Origin of the sequence: Ginsengibacter hankyongi, assembly GCF_008710285.1 — a bacterium.
Taxonomy (GTDB): Bacteria; Bacteroidota; Bacteroidia; order Chitinophagales; family Chitinophagaceae; genus Ginsengibacter; species Ginsengibacter hankyongi.
In genome coordinates this window covers 113,073-130,618 of record NZ_VYQF01000006.1, presented here as the reverse complement: position 1 = coordinate 130,618, position 17,546 = coordinate 113,073, and the positions used below count along the sequence as shown (strand labels likewise).

The following is a 17,546-nucleotide window of genomic DNA, read 5'->3' as shown; positions in this document are numbered from 1 at the left end:
CTATTTTCGTATAAGACTAGCGGTTAGGTTGCTCCAGCTTACTCACCACACCAATTCTTCTTAAAAAGGACCTATTCGACCTTCTATGCATTAACTGGTGCACCAATGAAAAAATTACAGGAAGAATTAATAACGTTAAAATGGTTGAGGTTACCAGTCCGCCAATTACCACAATAGCTAGTGGCTTTTGGGTTTCGCTGCCAATGCCATGGGAAATTGCCGCGGGTAACAAACCAATTGCAGCCATTAATGCCGTCATTACTACAGGCCTTACTCGTGATATAACTCCTTTGTAAATTGCGTCATCCAAATGCATTTTCTCTTCTAGGTTTTTTCTGAAAACACTTATAAGAATTACACCGTTCTGAATGCATACTCCAAACAAAGCAATAAACCCGATACCTGCACTTATGCTGAAATTAAAGCCGGTAATATGTAAAGCAAGAATACCGCCGATTAATGCAAACGGAACATTCAGTAAAGTGAGTAAAGCATCTTTTACATTATTGAATGTTACAAACAAAATAAGAAAAATTGCCAACAGGCAAATGGGCACTACCTGCGACAAGGTTTTGGAAGCACGTACCTGGTTTTCAAATTCGCCGTTCCACGTAGCATAATACCCCCTTGGCAAATGAACATTAGCGTTTACCCGTGACTGTGCATCCTGGATAGTACTGCCTAAGTCCCGGCCACGGTTTGAAAATTTTACTGCTATGTAACGTAAATTATTATCCCTGTAAATAAAGGCAGGCCCTGTAATCGTTTTAATATCTGCAATTTCTTTTAATGGAATTTTGCTATTGTCTTTGCCCGGCATCATAAGGTTTTCAATCGCTTCCTGGTCCACACGATAGGGCTTTTCATAGCGAACCCTTACATCAAATTTTCTTTCACCTTCATATAATTGTGTTGCTGCTTTACCGCCAATTGCCATTTCAATTACACTTTGTGCATCAGCCATCGTAATTCCATATTGCGCCATCTTTTGCTGGTCGAGCTCTATCCTGAATTCCGGTTGGCCAAGATTTCTTTCAACACCAAGGTCTTCAATTCCCTTAACATTTTTTAATTGTGCCATTACTTCGTCTGCAGCTTTATCCAATTCATTAAAGTCGCTTCCGAAAATTTTTACTGCCAGAGAAGCATTTACGCCTGATACAGCTTCTTCAACATTATCTCTTATGGGTTGAGAATAATTAAATACAATGCCCGGGTATTTCTTAAATTCTTTATCCATTTCAGCAATTAACTCATCTTCAGTAATTTTTCTTTTCCATTGTTTTTCAGGATATAGATCCACCTGGGTTTGAACATTATAAAACCCTTTGGGATCTGTACCATCGTTGGGTCTTCCAACCTGCGCCAATGTTTGCTTTACTTCAGGAAACTTATGAAGTATAGCCACCATTTTATTGCTGATTTCATTAGCTTCCGGCAAACTTACACTCATGGGTAATTCTGCTTCAACCCATAAAGCACCTTCATTCAATTGAGGTAAAAATTCTGTTCCTAGAAATCTTGCTGAAAAAAATGTAACCAGCATAATTGCAAGCGCTATAAGAATGCTTGATTTTTTATTCTGGTAAGTTATCCTGAAAAACTTACCAATGCTCCTTTCAAAAAATAATGGAATAGGATTATGCTTTTCCCGTACGTTTTTTCTAAGTAAAATACTTGATAATGCAGGAACCAATGTGAGTGTAAAAAGTAAGGCTCCTATTAACGCAAATCCCAGGGTGTAAGCTAAAGGAGAAAACATTTTTCCTTCTACTTTTTGAAAAGCAAAAATGGGTATAAGGCATGTTATGATAATAACCTTTGAAAAGAAAATGGCTTTCCCCATTTCAGTTCCCTTTTGCTTGAACAACCCAAGCTTTGCCAGTTTATTGAATTTTTCCATCCCAACTTCACGTGCTTTTTGATCGAGTACGACAAAAAGGCCTTCCACCATAACTACTGCACCATCTATAATAATTCCGAAATCCACAGCGCCCATGCTTAGAAGGTTTGCAGACATTCCTTTGATGCGCATACAAATAAAAGCGAATAACAATGATAAAGGAATAATGATGCTAACAGTTAAGGTTGTACGCCAATCGGCCATGAAAAGAAATACAATCACTGTAACGAGTATAATGCCTTCCGTGAGGTTATGCAGAACAGTCTCTGTTGCATAGTCCATGAGGTTAGTTCTGTCGTAGAATGGATCAATTTTTACACCCCTCGGCAAAATGTTATCATTCAGGTCTTTTACTTTTGCATGTATCCTGTCTAATGCTTCTTTAGGGTTTTCTCCTTTTCGTATTACAACAATACCTTCAATTACATCCTTATTAAAATCCCTTGTGACCTGTCCCAGCCTTGGTTTGCCAGCTTCTTCCACTGTCCCGATATTTTTAACAAGAATAGGTACTCCATTAATGTTAGTAATAATAATATTTTCGATATCACTTGTGTTGTTTAATAAGCCGATACCTCTAACAACAAATGCCTGCCCGTTTTTTTCAATCACATCGCCACCTACATTTAAATTGCTTTTGGCAACAGCAGAATATACATCAAGAGAACTAAGGTTGTATTGATTCAACAAATTCGGATTCACGCTTATTTCAAAAGTTTTCTCTTCTCCTCCGAAACTGTTTACATCTGCTACTCCCGGCACGCTCTTTAATTGCCTGTCGAGTACCCAATCCTGTATGCTTGTGAGTTCGCGTATTGAATAATTTTTCCCGGTAAGCGTATACCTGTACACTTCACCCGTTGGACCATAAGGTGGTTCTACTTCGGGGCTTATTCCCTCGGGGAGATCGGCATTTCCCAGGCGACTGATAACTTGCTGTCTGGCAAACGCGTCGTCCACATCATCGTTAAAAATTATGCGGATATAACTTAATCCGAAAGAGGAAGTCGTTCTAAGATTTTCTTTTTTCTGCACGGAATTTAATACCACCTCCAAAGGAATGGTTATAAATTTTTCAACTTCTTCGGCGCTTTTTCCCGGCCATTGTGTTATGATAATGATCTGGGTATTCGTTACATCAGGAAATGTTTCAATAGGAGTGTTTTTATAGCTCCATATTCCTATGATTACCAACACTATGGTAAGGAAAAAAACAAGATACCTGTGACGTAATGAAAAATGAATAATATTTTTTATGATTTTAACCACAGCTTACATTTTTTAAAAAATTGATTGTAATGATTGCGTCACTCTTCAATGAGGGAATTATATATGAGAATTTGGTTTTTGCTGATTACCAAATCACCTTCGTTTATCCCCCCCGTTATATAAGTTTTCGTACCCGATACTTTTAGAATATTTACTTCCTGTGCCCTTACATGATAACGGTCTTTATAGGTGACTACGTAGTTTTTGCCCCCGTCGGAGATAATTGCAGTACTGGGGATTTCCAATGCCTTCTGCGATTCAGCTTTTGCGAGCATAATACTGGTGAACATTTCGGGTTTTAAAAGCATGTTCGTATTTGGTAATACTATTTTTATTTTCATGGCCTTACTCATTGGGTCCAACACTGAATTTATTTGGTCAACTTTTCCATAGAAAACCTTACCGGGATAGGCAAGGGTGGTCACTTCAGCAGGTTGACCAACTTTTATTTTCGGAATATCAGTTTCGAATACGTTAGCTAAAACCCATACGTCTTTCATGTCGGAAATTGTAAATAAATCCTGGTTGTTATCATTGCGTATAAAGCTTCCTGCATTAATATTTTTTTCTACTATAAATCCATCTCGTGGTGCGGTAATAAAGTAAGCGCCGCCGGCTTTTGTTTTTCCACCACCGTTTATTTCAATTTGCATCTGAACCTTTTTAACAGCGTTCATCGCTTTATCATATTCAAGTTTTGCCTGAACGAAATCTTTCTCGCTGCTGATGCCGTTCTTATACAATTCTTCTGCATTTTTATATTCTTTTTCAGCGATAGCAGCATCGCTGTTGACCGTTGAGAGATCAGCATAATTGCCTGCAACATCGGCGCTCTTAATAACTGCAAGTGTTTGCCCTTTTTTAACTTTATCACCCAAAGAAACATTTACACTCATAACCTGGCCGCTGGCATTAGGAAAGATTTTTACAACGTTATTATCATCATAACTTACTTCGCCGCTTAAAGAAAGCTGGTCTTCGATGTATTCATTTTTTGCGGTATCTATTTTTATAATTTGTCCAAGTGAATCTGAAATAATTGGAGGGTCTTTAACCGCAACCGTTTCTACTTTTGCCTTGCATGCGAAAAGAACAAGTGTTGTTGCTATAAAAAAGGGAATAATATTTTTCATATTTATTTATTTAAAGTGATGACATCTTTTCCTGCCTGGTAATTCAGTTCTAACATTGCTTTTATAAGGCTGGTATGTTGTTCGAGTAATTTTAATTTGGTGTCTTTATATGCATCAGCAAAATCTATAAATTCTAAAAGGCTCACCTGTCTTTGCTGATAGCTCTTTAACATGTTTTGAAAAACTGTTTCATATTGCCGTGAAAAATCGAGTTGCTGTATGTTATCTATATTTTGATAGAACTTCACTTTCGCAATTGCGGAATTAATATCATTTTCAATTTGTGAAACCTGGCCATCGTACAAAGCCTGTTGTTGTTTGATAGTAAATTGAGCTGACGCAATATTTCCCTGGTTTCTATTTAAAAAGTTTAATGGAAATGAAATGGCTAACCCAACATAATCGGGGGCATAACTACTGTGCTGATCATATTCGGTTCCAATATTAATATCGGGTTTTGCTAATGCTTTCTGGTAAATGAAATTATGGTTTGCGTAATCTAGTTGTGAATGTGCAATCTTTGCGTCAGGCCTGTTGCTTTCAGCAATTTGTATCAATTCTTCTTTTGATGGAATTTCTTTTTTTATCAAATCAGGTAAATAATAATTAAAAACCGGAAGTATAAAAGAACTGTCGGTGTTTCTTAATAATAATTTTACTTCACTTTGAAGGGGGATTAATTGTGCAGCAACATTAATTAATTCATTTTGCAAACTGAACAGGAGCGCCTTGATACGAATATTATCCTTGACGGATATATTACCTGCTTTTAATTGTTCATCCATACCGCCAACCAATGTTTGCAATTCATTGATCTCCGCATTATACACACGTTTTATCTTAAGCTGGTGCTCAATTTCATATAAATCACTTATAAGCGCAAAACGAAGTGTTCTTACAAGATCATCAAACTGGGCCGTTGAAATAGTGGCATTATCCTGCGCCAGTTGAGCCAATTTATTACGCTTGCCTGCTGTTTTTATTAACTGCATCACCTGCACATACACTTGCCCGTTAGCCTGGTCATGTTTAAAAAAGCCGCCTTGCTTGTCATAAATATTCTGGTCCGTACTTAAAACAGGATTGTCCCACAACTTAGCCTGCTTTACCAGTGCCTGGTTAGCATCAATATTATATTTGGCTGCCAGTATGGATAAGTTGTTCTGAAGAAATATTTTTTCGCTTTCTTCAATAGTTATTTTTAACGTATCCGGCGGAGTTGGCGTTGCCAAACAATGAAACGCCGGCGTCAACAATGCAATTACGCACAGCTTGCGCCATGAATTAACATTCATAGTTCATATTTAAGATGATAAAAATGCTGGAAGGAAAAATTAATCCTTCGGATGTAAGAAGATGTTGATTATACCGAAGACTTGGGAGGCGGTATAATTATATCAAAGGAAAGGTTGGGTATTTTATCTTCTTTGTATTCGCCAAACATAGGTTGTTTGGTAATTGTAAATTCGTGTGTTTTAATATTGCTGAATACAGGCTGAAAACAATAATCGAAGATTTTTACGATGTGAAAATTCTGGCCCTGGTCATTATCTTCATCATCAGCGTGATGGTCAATCCCGAGGTGTACCATAACGAATTCCACGATGCTATTGATATCATCAACCTGGTTACCATTTTTATCATACACATCATCTTCAGGCGCCTGCGGCAGGAGCATGGAAGTATTCATGTGAGATAATAGTAAAATAAAAGCCAGTAGCTTTTTCATGGCGATGCAAAGGTATTGCCGGATTAAAATATCAATTTATAAAAGTTTTCTTAAATCTTATTCCTCAGAGTGGCAATCTTACAAAAGCTTCCACCGCTGCATATCTTGTAAGTCCAAGTTTTGCATACAAATCTGCGGTATTGGCATTTCTTTCTTCTGCACGTTGCCAGAACTCACGGTTATCACTTCCCTGGAAAGGAACGCTATCTTTCTGTGACTGGTGAATAAAAATTCCATAACGTTTTTTTCTTACCTGGTCGGGGCTCATAGGTACTGCCATTTCAATTTCGCTGATGTCCCATTCTTCCCATGCCCCTTTATACAACCAAACCCTGCAATCCGAGAGCCATTCATCCTTTGCTTCTTTCATAAAGGCAAGAGCGGCAAGTATAATATCTATACAAACTTTGTGTGTACCATGCGGATCAGCAAGGTCGCCAGCACAAAAAACCTGGTGAGGTTTTATTTCACGCATAAGCTTCACCGTTAGTTGAATATCTTCTTCACTCATCGGCTTTTTTTCAATGGTGCCAGTTTCATAAAAAGGAAGGTTCATAAAATGAATCTGTTCTTCTTTTAACCCAACATATTTACAGGTGGCTCTGGCTTCACAGCGGCGTATTAACCCCTTAATGCTTCTTATTTCCTCTGTATCTTTTTCACTAGCTTTTTTCTCGGTGATGAACGAAGTGGCTTTATTTAATATTGTTTGACTGACTGTAGTATCTATGTTAAAAATTTCCTCGAAGCCAACGGTAAAATCAAGGAAACGTGTTACAAACTCATCGGTTACGGCAATGTTTCCACTCGTTTGATAAGCAACGTGAACATTATGCCCCTGGTCGTGCAGCCGCATGAAAGTGCCGCCCATGCTTATAATATCATCATCAGGGTGAGGGGAGAAGATCAAAACCTTCTTTGGAAACGGAAGGCTTCTTTCAGGATGATGTGGCATGAAAGAATTGGGTTTACCGCCAGGCCAACCCGTAATGCTGTCGCGAAGCATATAATATACTTCAAGGTTTATTTCATAGGCGTCGCCTTTATCTACTAATAGATCACTAAGTCCAAATTCATTATAATCATGATTAGTTAAACTAAGTACGGGCTTGCCGAGCTTTAAGGCAACGCCTATTACTGCACGCTTAATGATACCAGGAGTCCATTCACATTCACCGGTAAGCCAGGGCGATTTAAATCTTGTTAATTCCGACGCTGCAAATTCATCCACCACAAAAGTACAGTTGTCATGATTCTGCAATAAAGATGCAGGAACTTCTTCAGTTGGTTTTCCTTCTACGGCTTTTTGGATAACCGGCGCTTTTGTCTTGCCCCATGCCATTAAAATAATTCGGTGCGATTTCATTATAGTGCTGATGCCCATCGTTATTGCCATCCGGGGCACCTGCGAAATATTTCCAAATTCATGCGAGTTGGCAATCCTGGTAGAATTTTCCAGCGTAACCAATCTTGTTTTGGAATATACAGGAGAGCCTGGCTCATTAAAACCAATGTGACCATTGTTTCCAATTCCCAATATCTGCAAGTCAATGCCGCCTGCGTCAGCAATTTTCTGCTCGTATTGGGCGCAGTGTTCTTTTATTTTTTCTTTGGGAATGAGGCCGTTTGGCAAAAAATAATTTTCCGGATCAATATCTGTTTGCTCAAATAAATATTTACGCATAAAATAATGATAGCTGTTGAGGGCATCCGGTTCCATTGGGTAATATTGGTCAAGGTTAAAAGTGATGACATTTTTAAAACTCAATCCTTCGTCCTGGTGTAATTTCACCAGTTCTGCATACAAAGATTTTGGCGTAGAACCCGTTGCCAGGCCAATTACAGCTTTTTTCCCCGCGGCATTTTTTTCTTTTATAAGGTCTGAAATGATTCGGGCTACCTGCTGTGAGCCTTCTTTTGGTGTTTTGAAAATTTTTACCGGGATTTTTTCGAGAGAGTCAATCATACTTTTATTTTCTGTTAATTTGGATTATTCGATTAAGTGCGCATAATATATTCTTCGTGATTATACCCAATACGCAGGATATTTATTTTTTACATCAAATTCGGCGCGAAGATAAGTTGAATAATAATTATTTTATAATTGACCGTCTATTGATTGCCAAATCAGGATTGATTTTGCAATCAATAATGGTATTAATTTTTAATGTTACAGGCACCTTTCGCCGCGGTGGCGATTATTGAGAATCTTTACAATAATTAACTCCCCACATTTCATATCGTTTAAGCATTACAGGTAGCCTTGCCTTAAAATCGTCGAGGTTACGCATATCCTTCGGACTCCACAATACTTCACTTAAGGCACTCATCCTGGGAAATATCATGTATTCGAGCTTGGCATTATTTGCAATGTACTCTGTCCATACATTTGCCTGCGCTCCCAGTACATACTTTGATTCATCGTTATTTAATTCTTTTGGGACAGGCTCATAGTTATAAACTGTATCAAGCGGAAGATAACCGCCAATGGTTAAACTGTCGTTATTTTTTAATTGCGCATGGTCGAAATAAACATATTTTCCGGGAGTCATAATTACATGATGATGTTGCTTTGCTGCAGCAACCCCGCCTTCTTCACCGCGCCAGCTCATAACGGTAGCGTTAGGCGTTAATCCTCCTTCGAGAATTTCATCCCATCCGATGATATTTCTTCCTTTACTGTTTAAATATTTTTCTATCCTGCTGATGAAATATGTCTGCAATCCATTTTCATCCTTTAAATTTTTATCCTTAATAAGTTTCTGGCAAAAGGCAGAACGTTTCCATGAATCTTTCGGGCATTCATCTCCACCAATATGTATATACCTTGACGGAAAAAGCTGCATCACTTCATCCAATACATTTTCAAGAAATTTGAAAGTGAATTCAGATGGGCAATATACATCTTCGAATACGCCCCATGTTTGCTGTACCTGCTTGCCAGAGCGGCTACCAGCCCATGGAGTGTTAGGTTTAATTAAAGTTGATTCATCAGGAAAGCAGCTCAATTTTGGATAAGCAGCGATGGCCGCAGATGAATGTCCCGGCATTTCTATTTCAGGAATAATTGTTATATAACGGTCCTGTGCATATTTTACAACATCCTTTACTTCTTTTTGTGTGTAAAATCCGCCATAGTGAAGGCTGTCATTTCCTGTTCCGGGATGATGACCTATGATAGTTCCATTTCTAAATCCGCCAACCGAAGTAAGCAACGGATATTTTTTTATTTCTATGCGCCAGCCCTGGTCTTCAGTTAAATGCCAATGAAACGTGTTGAATTTATGAAACGCTAAATAATCAATATATTTTTTTACTTCATCAACGTCAAAAAAATGCCTGCCTACATCGAGATGCATACCACGGTATTGAAAGCGGGGATAGTCTTTAATAGTTACCTGGGGAATCCCGATTGGTATATTTTGTATTGAATCTTTGTCGGCCGGTAAAAGTTGAAGCAGCGATTGAATACCATAAAATAAGGCCTGGTTGCTTGTTGCGTTTATATCTACTTTGTTTTTGTACACCGATAACGTGTACTGGTCTTTTTTTCCTGGTGCCAGTTTTTTAACTGCAAGGGTTATGAAAGTTTTTCCACCATTAGCAGGCGGAATAGCTTTGACCGGAAGTGTAAATCCATATAATTTTTTTAAATAAAAATTCAACATATCAGCATTATGCTTTGCAGAAGAATTTGCAATAATAATTGTTGACTTACTTAGATTAAAATATCCGCTTTTTTGTGTAACCTCAACAGGTTTTGGAATAATACTAACATTTGTTTGTGCAAATACCGATAGGTTCGCCAGGATCAGAGATGTAATGATTAACTTTTTCATTAAACAGGTTTATTGCAAATGTATTCATATAAGATTTTATTCTGTTTAATTCTTTAAGATGGGTAAAATAATTTTTGATTGATTTATAGCATCATGAAAAATGCGAATAGTTGCTTTTTGAAAATCATTATCATTAGCGTTATAGATATTCATAAATTTTTGCGGATTGCGGTCAGCTAAAGGAAACCAGCTGCTTTGTATTTGTATCATGATGCGATGGCCTTTTAAAAAAGTATGCGCTACATCAGGTAATTCCCATTTTACATCTGTTATTTTACCCGGAACAAAGGACTCTGGCTTTTCAAAACTGTTACGGAATTTTCCTCTCATAATCTCTGCCCGTACCAGCATTTGATAACCACCCATCGGATAAGGATTAACGGGATCTTCTTCGGCATAAATATCAACATTATTATAACTTAAATAGTCAGGAAATACATCAATTACTTTTACTACAAAATCTGCATCGGATGTTGAAATGCTCGTTTGTAAGTCTGCAATTACATTACCTGTTATTGTTACATCATCCGTTAATGTGTCTGTTTGAAAAACCAACACATCAGGCCGGCGCGCAGCAAAGCGTTGATCATCCGACATATAAGTTCTTGTTCTGTTGAAATGCACAAACTCTTCATAAGGTACCGGCTTGGCGGGATCACTTGTGTATTCGCTGAAACTATTTGCTGCCGCAGGCTTTGACCAATTTAATTTTCCGCCAGGCTGCAAATAGATTGCTTTATCTTCTTTATTTTCTGGCGGCCATTGTGAAAATGTTTTCCATTTATTTGCTCCTGTAATAAAAACATTTGCTTCTGCAATTTGAGAAATATCTCCTTTGCCTTTCAGGAAATAATTAAAGAATGGGATTTCAAAATGTTGATGGTAATATTCACTCGTGTTTGATCCGAATTGAATATTGCCATGATGTGTGCCATCATTGTTAGCCCATTGTTCATGATACCATGGCCCTTCAATAATTTTATTAAATGATTTACCCGGATTATTTTTTTCTGCAGCTTTATAGGAGTTCCATGCACCCCAGCAATCTTCGGCGTCAAATAGGCCACCTACCCACAGCATGGCAGGTTTTAAATTTTTTGTAGCATTGCGGGCATCACGTGCTTTCCACCATGCATCGTAATTTGGATGAGACATTACCTCTTTCCAAAATGCAATACTATCGCCCATGTATTTTGAAAGATTTTTTAAAGTTCCCGCTTCAAGAAAAAATTTATAATTATCATGAATGTTATACCCTATCGAAGGAGGCGCAACAGATATGGGTTTAGGATGAGGTACACCAAAACAAAAACCTAATGCGGAATAAAAATCAAATGCATCCATTTGAAAGAAGACGCCTTTGTGATGAAAATCGTCGCCAATAAACCAATTGGTAACGGGCGCCTGTGGACTTACAGCTTTTAATGCAGCATGGTTGCTTGCTGCAGCCATGGTTGAATAAAATCCGGGATATGAAATTCCAAACACTCCCACCTTCCCGTTGTTATCCGGAATATTTTTCACAAGCCAATCAATAGCATCATAAGTATCGCTTGCCTCATCAATCTCTTTATTTTTTTTGTTTGGGTTAAAAGGACGCACATCTTTAAATTCACCTTCGCTCATCCATCTCCCACGAACATCCTGTGTTACCATTATGTAACCTTCTTTACAATACTCGATTTTATAACTGTTCCAATAATCTTTAAATTTATTTTCACCGTAAGGCGCACACGAATATGGTGTTCGTGTCATAAGTATCGGATGTTTTTCATTTTTATCTTTCGGTATATAAATAGATGTAAATAATCTCACTCCATCACGCATGGTAATATACTGTTCCATTTTAGTATAATTAGTTACAAACCACGTACTGTCTGCATTTTGAGCGAATGATACAAAACAAAAGAAAGACAGGATAAGAAAGAAGTATATTTTTTTCATGCGAAGATTTTAGAGATTAAATTTAGCTAATGATTACAAGTTTAACTTGAAAAATTTATACCGCGTCAACATCCATATAAAGAGTACAGTATAGATTTATCATTAAGCCCAGTTGCAAGTTGAATAAAGATTTATTATTTTACTAAAATCGATTTTTCTTTAAAACAAAAAATGATGCATACAGAAATTTTTAATCACATTCACTGGCTGGTAGTATTGATAGGCGGAGTCGCATATTTTATGCTTGGGTCTATATGGTACACGATCCTGTTTGGAAAGAAATGGAAAGCTTATAATGCTGTTTTCATAAATGATTCCAATGCAAATAAAGGTGTTGCCGGCATTATGATAACTTCTTTTTTATTTATGTTTTTAAGTTCACTTGGGCTGGATATACTCGCCACGAGGTTTGGAGTTTTTGGTTGGTTGGGTGGATTTAAGCTTGGTGCACTCACAGGAATTTGTTTCGCTGCGGCTGCCGTGCATATATCTTATGTTTATGAAAAGCGCCCGGTAGGCCTTCATTTAATTAATAGTCTTTACAATATTGCCGGCAATATAATTGCCGCTATAATTGTTTGTAGCTGGAGGTAAAAATTAATGACAGTAAGGTGATTAATGCAGCTCTTATTTATAAATTCTTTTGGCAAAAAATCAATCATCCTAACTTATTTTTTTAATATTTTATTCTCACCTTAAAATTAGTGATCTTTTAATGCCGAACCCGTTAGCACTACTATAAATTGAGTATTTTAAAAAGGTTTTGTGTGAATATTTGATTTTATAAATAAGAACTCGATAATACAACAATTAAAAATACGTTGTGTGTGGTTTTAATCAGGAATGCCCCCGCTCAGCGGGGTTTTTAATTAAATTTTCAATTGGGATTAATATTCTAATCAGTCGAAAATCTAACTTTCAATCTTGGTAATCTTCAGCACGTTGGTGGGCAAATGCAGATTGACCGGCGTACTTCCTGTATTTACAACGACGTCTCCTTTTTTTAAGAATTCTCTTTCTCTTAAAATTCCAATCTGGTCAAAGAATATATCATCCAGGCTTTCTTCTTCGTCATAAAAAATGGCTCTCACGCCCCAGCTTAAACTTAGCTGGTTGATCAAACTTCTTTCTTTGCTAAAAATAAATAATAAAGATTTGGGCCTGTAACTGCTCAACATAAAACCGGTATAACCACTTTGTGTCATTCCTATCAGGCCATCTGCTTTCACATCTGCAGCAAGTTTGCAGGCGCTATAGCATAATGCATCACTAAGGAAAGAAGGAGAGTGGGGCTGCGGTGCCAGGATATCATCCCTGTTATAGTCGTAAGCTGTTTTTTCTATTTCAAGAATTATTTTAGTCATGGTTTCTATTACCAGCGTAGGATGCTGTCCTGTAGCTGTTTCGCCGCTAAGCATCAGGGCATCCGCACCTTCCAAAACTGCATTCGCTACGTCAGTAATTTCGCTTCTGTTGGGCTTTACCCTGTCAATCATACTCTCCATCATTTGCGTAGCAACGATTACAGGTTTTGCACGGTGCATACATTTCCGGATGATCTCTTTTTGTATTAATGGTACCTTCTCAATGGGAAGCTCTACGCCAAGATCTCCACGTGCTATCATAATACCGTCACTTTCTAATATGATATCACGAATGTTGTTAACTGCTTCAGGCTTTTCAATTTTAGCAATAACTTTTGCTTTGCTTTTTCTCTCTTTTAAAATATTTTTTAATCCTATTATATCCTTCACTTCTCTTACAAAAGAAAGTGCAATCCAGTCAACATTCTGTGTGATAATAAAATCGAGGTCAGCTAAATCTTTTTCAGTAAGAGCAGGTAATGATATCTTTGTGTCGGGAAGATTCAGCCCTTTTTTTGATGAAAGGATACCACCAACAACCACCTCTACTTTTACATCATTGTTGGGCAAAATCTTGATAACTTTTACCTCTAATTTTCCATCATCAATCATTATGGTATTGCCGGGAACAACATCATTGTAAAGGTTTGGGTAACTAACATAAATTTTCTCCATTGTTCCAACACATTTTGTATTGGTAAAAGTGAGCAAATCTCCAGGGTTTATTTCCAGTGCATTATTTTCAATTTCTCCTACTCTTAATTTAGGACCCTGGAGGTCGGCAAGTATCGCTATATTGTAAGGAAGCGTTTCATTTATTTTACGAATTATTTTTATTATCTCGGCTTTGTTTTCGTGAGCGCCGTGAGAAAAATTAAGCCGGAAAACATTTACGCCGGCTTTAACAAGATTCACCATCATTTCATAAGTATCGCATGCGGGGCCTACTGTTGCTACAATTTTCGTACGCTTCGCTAAATGTTCAACACCTGCTTTTTTATCCATGCCAGGCTGTGAGTATTTCTTTATATTCTTAGACATTGGGTTTTTAATTTCTGTTGTAATTTATAAATGATGGGTGATTATGTTCGATTAAAACGGTTACAGATATTAGTAGAAAAAATTAATCAGCTTGATAATATTTTTACAATTTTCATCCAGTCTTCGCCAATTTTTTGTTTCTTTTTCACTGCTTCATCTAATGGAATGTAATGCATGCGGTTGTTTACGATACCTACAAAAACATTGAACCTGCCCTCCATCAGACACTCGACTGCTGCGTAACCCATACGACTGGCAATAAGCCTGTCAAAACAAGTAGGTGCACCGCCCCGTTGTATATGTCCGAGTATGCACACCCTTATTTCCTGCTCAGGCATTCTTTCCGTCATAATTTTTGAAAGCTCGGTAGCGCCAAATTCTTCCCCTTCAGCAACTACAATTATATTCACTAATTTCTTTCTACCCTGTTTTTCGGCAAGGGCATTAATAATATCTTCAATGTCGGTTCGTCTTTCGGGAATCAAAATATTTTCGGCACCTGTTGCAATGCCGCTATGCAAGGCGATATACCCCGAATCTCTTCCCATAACCTCAATTATAAAAAGCCGGTCATGTGCATCGGCAGTATCTCTTACTTTGTCAATAGCTTCAACGGCTGTATTTACGGCTGTGTCAAAGCCAATGGTAAAATCAGTTCCGGCAATATCTTTATCTATGGTACCGGGTAAACCAATGCAGGGAATATCAAATTCATTACTGAAAATTTGTGCACCTCTGAATGATCCGTCGCCGCCTATAATTACGAGGCCATTAATACCTAATTTTTTTAAATTGCTGTATGCTTTTTCTCTTCCTTCATAAGTAAAAAATTCTTTGCATCTTGCTGTTTTCAAAATAGTTCCGCCGCGTTGTATAATGTTGGCAACACTCTTGCTTTCCATTTTAAAGATGTCGCCATCGATCATTCCTGAATAGCCCCGCAATATTCCATACACTTCCATTCCATTATAAATACCGGTGCGCACAACAGCTCTTATTGCCGCATTCATACCAGGTGCATCACCGCCCGATGTAAGCACACCTATCTTAGTTACCTTTTTCTCCGCCATCTTCAAATAAATTCATTTTAAGGGTGAACGATTGTTTTAAAAAGGTGTCAAAAATACACATTTAGCAGTATTATTAAACAAATGAAATAATTATCAATTGGATTATCTTCATTAAAAAATAATGGTGAAAATAAATTTAATCCTTCTCTTTATATCTATGTTGCTATCCACACAAAATTTTGCGCAAGTTAAATATCCCGAAACAAAAAAGGTAAACCAGGTTGATGATTATTTTGGTACAAAGGTAACTGACCCTTACCGATGGCTTGAGGATGATAATAGTGAAGAAACAAAAGAATGGGTTGAAGAAGAAAATAAAGTTACCGGGCAGTATCTTTCCGCTATTCCATTTTATGCTAAAGTAAAAAACAAATTGGAGCAAATGTGGAATTATCCAAAGTATAGTTCGCCTTTTAAAGAAGGAGAGTGGTATTATTTTTATAAAAATGATGGTTTGCAGAATCAAAGTATTTTATACAGGCAGAAAGGATTGGAAGGAACGCCTGAAATTTTTATAGATCCTAACAAAATGAGCAAAGATGGAACTGCCGCAATCAGTACACCAGCTTTCAGTAAAAATAAAAGGTATGCCGTGTATCTTGAAGCACAAGCCGGAAGTGATTGGCAGATGGCACATATAATGAATGTGGCGGATAAACAACTTTTAAAAGACGAAGTAAACTATATAAAGTTCAGTGGAACGTCGTGGAAGGGAGACGATGGATTTTACTACAGCCGCTATCCTAAGCCGGATGAAACAAGCAAACTCACCAACCAGAACCAGCATCACATGGTTTACTACCACAAACTGGGAACATCCCAAAATGACGATGTGTTAATTTATGAAGATAATGCGCATCCTCTAAGAACTATAGGAGCGGGACTTAGCGAAGATGAACATTTCCTGATTCTGGGAAAAAGCGAAGGAACCAGTGGCTCGGAGATTTGGGTGAAGGATATGAAAAGCCCTTCTGCAGAATTTAAATTGCTTATAAAAGGGTTTGATACAGAAGCTGACTTTATTGATAATGACGGCGATTACTTACTGGTACGCACAAACGCAGATGCGCCAAATTATAAAGTCGTTTTGATTGACCCAAAAAAACCTGCGAAAGAAAACTGGAAAACTATTATTCCCGAAAGAAAAGAATTGCTGGAATCTGTAGGTACGGCCGGGCATAAATTATTTCTTACTTACTTGCAGGATGCTTCGAGCAGGGTATATCAAACCAATTATAAAGGTAATTTAGAAAGGGAAATACAGTTGCCGGGAATTGGCTCTGCCGCAGGGTTTAATGGCTATGTGGATGATAAAGAACTTTTTTATACCTATTCTTCATTCGATTACCCTGCAACAATTTTCAGGTACAATATTGCGACAGGGCACACTGATCTTTTCCGAAAGAGCGAAGTAAAAATTAATGCTGATAATTACCAGACGGTACAAACATTTTTTACCAGTAAAGATGGAACAAAAGTGCCCATGTTTATTACTTATAAAAAAGGACTGCAATTAAATGGAAATAATCCCGTGGTAATGTATGGCTATGGGGGATTTAATATCCCGATGACACCGGCATTTTCAATTTTCAACGCATTTTTTTTAGAGCAGGGAGGTGTATCTGTAGTGGTGAACCTCAGGGGCGGTAATGAATATGGCGAGGCATGGCATAAGGGCGGCATGCTGCAAAACAAGCAAAATGTATTTGATGATTTTATCGCAGCAGCCCAGTTTTTGATTGATAAAAAATATACGAACCCGGCAAAGCTTGCGATGCGTGGCGGAAGTAACGGTGGGTTATTAGTTGGTGCTGTAATGACGCAACGCCCTGATCTTTTTAAAGTGGCTATTCCGCAAGTGGGCGTAATGGATATGCTTCGCTATCACAAATTTACGATAGGCTGGGCATGGGCAACTGAATATGGGAGAAGCGATAACAGTAAAGCTGAATTTGAAAATTTGTTTAAATATTCTCCCTTGCACAATTTAAAGCCAGGTGTAAAATATCCCGCAACATTAATAACAAGTGCTGACCATGACGATAGAGTGGTGCCGGCGCACAGCTTTAAATTTGCCGCAACTTTACAGGCCGATAATGATGGAACCAATCCAACCCTCATACGCATTGAAACCAGGGCCGGCCATGGAGCCGGAAAGCCAACGGGCAAACAAATTGAAGAGGCGGCTGACATCTGGAGCTTTGTAATGTATAATTTAAAGATGGACTTCAAAGATTGATTTAAGTAATAAAAA

11 protein-coding genes are annotated in these 17,546 nt (G+C 37.7%); 2 read left to right on the top strand and 9 right to left on the bottom strand.

Going from position 1 to position 17,546, the window contains the following annotated elements; translation table 11 throughout:
• Nucleotides 1–16: 16 nt before the first annotated feature.
• The 7 genes from FW778_RS17530 to FW778_RS17500 all read right to left on the bottom strand — a co-directional run bounded on the left by FW778_RS17530 (nt 17) and on the right by FW778_RS17500 (nt 11,817).
• Nucleotides 17–3,172 (bottom strand): efflux RND transporter permease subunit, encoded by a 3,156-nt coding sequence (locus tag FW778_RS17530; RefSeq protein ID WP_150416154.1) that lies wholly within the window; start codon nt 3,170–3,172, stop codon nt 17–19.
• 38 nt (nt 3,173–3,210) lie between these two features.
• Nucleotides 3,211–4,305: an efflux RND transporter periplasmic adaptor subunit gene (locus tag FW778_RS17525; RefSeq protein WP_235906388.1), complete on the bottom strand. Its 1,095-nt coding sequence runs from the start codon at nt 4,303–4,305 to the stop codon at nt 3,211–3,213.
• Between the two features lie 2 nt (nt 4,306–4,307).
• Nucleotides 4,308–5,600, bottom strand: coding sequence for a TolC family protein (locus FW778_RS17520; protein ID WP_150416152.1), 1,293 nt, complete (start codon nt 5,598–5,600; stop codon nt 4,308–4,310).
• A gap of 68 nt (nt 5,601–5,668) precedes the next feature.
• Nucleotides 5,669–6,034 (bottom strand): hypothetical protein, encoded by a 366-nt coding sequence (locus tag FW778_RS17515; protein ID WP_150416151.1) that lies wholly within the window; start codon nt 6,032–6,034, stop codon nt 5,669–5,671.
• 64 nt (nt 6,035–6,098) lie between these two features.
• Nucleotides 6,099–8,000, bottom strand: coding sequence for a glucosamine-6-phosphate deaminase (gene nagB, locus FW778_RS17510; protein WP_150416150.1), 1,902 nt, complete (start codon nt 7,998–8,000; stop codon nt 6,099–6,101).
• 232 nt (nt 8,001–8,232) lie between these two features.
• Nucleotides 8,233–9,873, bottom strand: coding sequence for a beta-N-acetylhexosaminidase (locus tag FW778_RS17505; protein ID WP_150416149.1), 1,641 nt, complete (start codon nt 9,871–9,873; stop codon nt 8,233–8,235).
• 45 nt (nt 9,874–9,918) lie between these two features.
• Nucleotides 9,919–11,817, bottom strand: a complete 1,899-nt coding sequence (locus FW778_RS17500; protein WP_150416148.1) for a CocE/NonD family hydrolase — start codon at nt 11,815–11,817, stop codon at nt 9,919–9,921.
• Between the two features lie 171 nt (nt 11,818–11,988).
• Here FW778_RS17500 and FW778_RS17495 point away from each other — a divergent pair, with 171 nt between their 5' ends.
• The gene (locus FW778_RS17495; protein WP_150416147.1) at nt 11,989–12,411 is read left to right on the top strand and encodes a DUF1761 domain-containing protein; all 423 of its coding nucleotides are present in this window, start codon (nt 11,989–11,991) and stop codon (nt 12,409–12,411) included.
• A gap of 317 nt (nt 12,412–12,728) precedes the next feature.
• On the opposite strand, the gene pyk is transcribed toward FW778_RS17495, so the two are convergent.
• Nucleotides 12,729–14,222: a pyruvate kinase gene (gene pyk, locus FW778_RS17490; protein WP_150416146.1), complete on the bottom strand. Its 1,494-nt coding sequence runs from the start codon at nt 14,220–14,222 to the stop codon at nt 12,729–12,731.
• 86 nt (nt 14,223–14,308) lie between these two features.
• A complete protein-coding gene (pfkA, locus tag FW778_RS17485) occupies nt 14,309–15,292 on the bottom strand; it encodes a 6-phosphofructokinase (RefSeq protein WP_150416145.1) in 984 nt (327 codons plus the stop codon).
• Nucleotides 15,293–15,413: 121 nt separating this feature from the next.
• Between pfkA and FW778_RS17480 the strand changes: the two genes are divergently transcribed.
• A complete protein-coding gene (locus tag FW778_RS17480) occupies nt 15,414–17,531 on the top strand; it encodes a prolyl oligopeptidase family serine peptidase (RefSeq protein WP_150416144.1) in 2,118 nt (705 codons plus the stop codon).
• Nucleotides 17,532–17,546 lie beyond the last annotated feature (15 nt).

Bases quoted from the DNA above. Each gene is read 5' to 3' on its own strand.
- FW778_RS17525 (WP_235906388.1), bottom strand. From the start codon at position 4,305: ATGAAAAATATTATTCCCTTTTTTATAGCAACAACACTTGTTCTTTTC.
- FW778_RS17520 (WP_150416152.1), bottom strand. From the start codon at position 5,600: ATGAATGTTAATTCATGGCGCAAGCTGTGCGTAATTGCATTGTTGACG.
- FW778_RS17515 (WP_150416151.1), bottom strand. From the start codon at position 6,034: ATGAAAAAGCTACTGGCTTTTATTTTACTATTATCTCACATGAATACT.
- nagB (WP_150416150.1), bottom strand. From the start codon at position 8,000: ATGATTGACTCTCTCGAAAAAATCCCGGTAAAAATTTTCAAAACACCA.
- FW778_RS17505 (WP_150416149.1), bottom strand. From the start codon at position 9,873: ATGAAAAAGTTAATCATTACATCTCTGATCCTGGCGAACCTATCGGTA.
- FW778_RS17500 (WP_150416148.1), bottom strand. From the start codon at position 11,817: ATGAAAAAAATATACTTCTTTCTTATCCTGTCTTTCTTTTGTTTTGTA.
- FW778_RS17495 (WP_150416147.1), top strand. From the start codon at position 11,989: ATGATGCATACAGAAATTTTTAATCACATTCACTGGCTGGTAGTATTG.
- pyk (WP_150416146.1), bottom strand. From the start codon at position 14,222: ATGTCTAAGAATATAAAGAAATACTCACAGCCTGGCATGGATAAAAAA.
- pfkA (WP_150416145.1), bottom strand. From the start codon at position 15,292: ATGGCGGAGAAAAAGGTAACTAAGATAGGTGTGCTTACATCGGGCGGT.
- FW778_RS17480 (WP_150416144.1), top strand. From the start codon at position 15,414: ATGGTGAAAATAAATTTAATCCTTCTCTTTATATCTATGTTGCTATCC.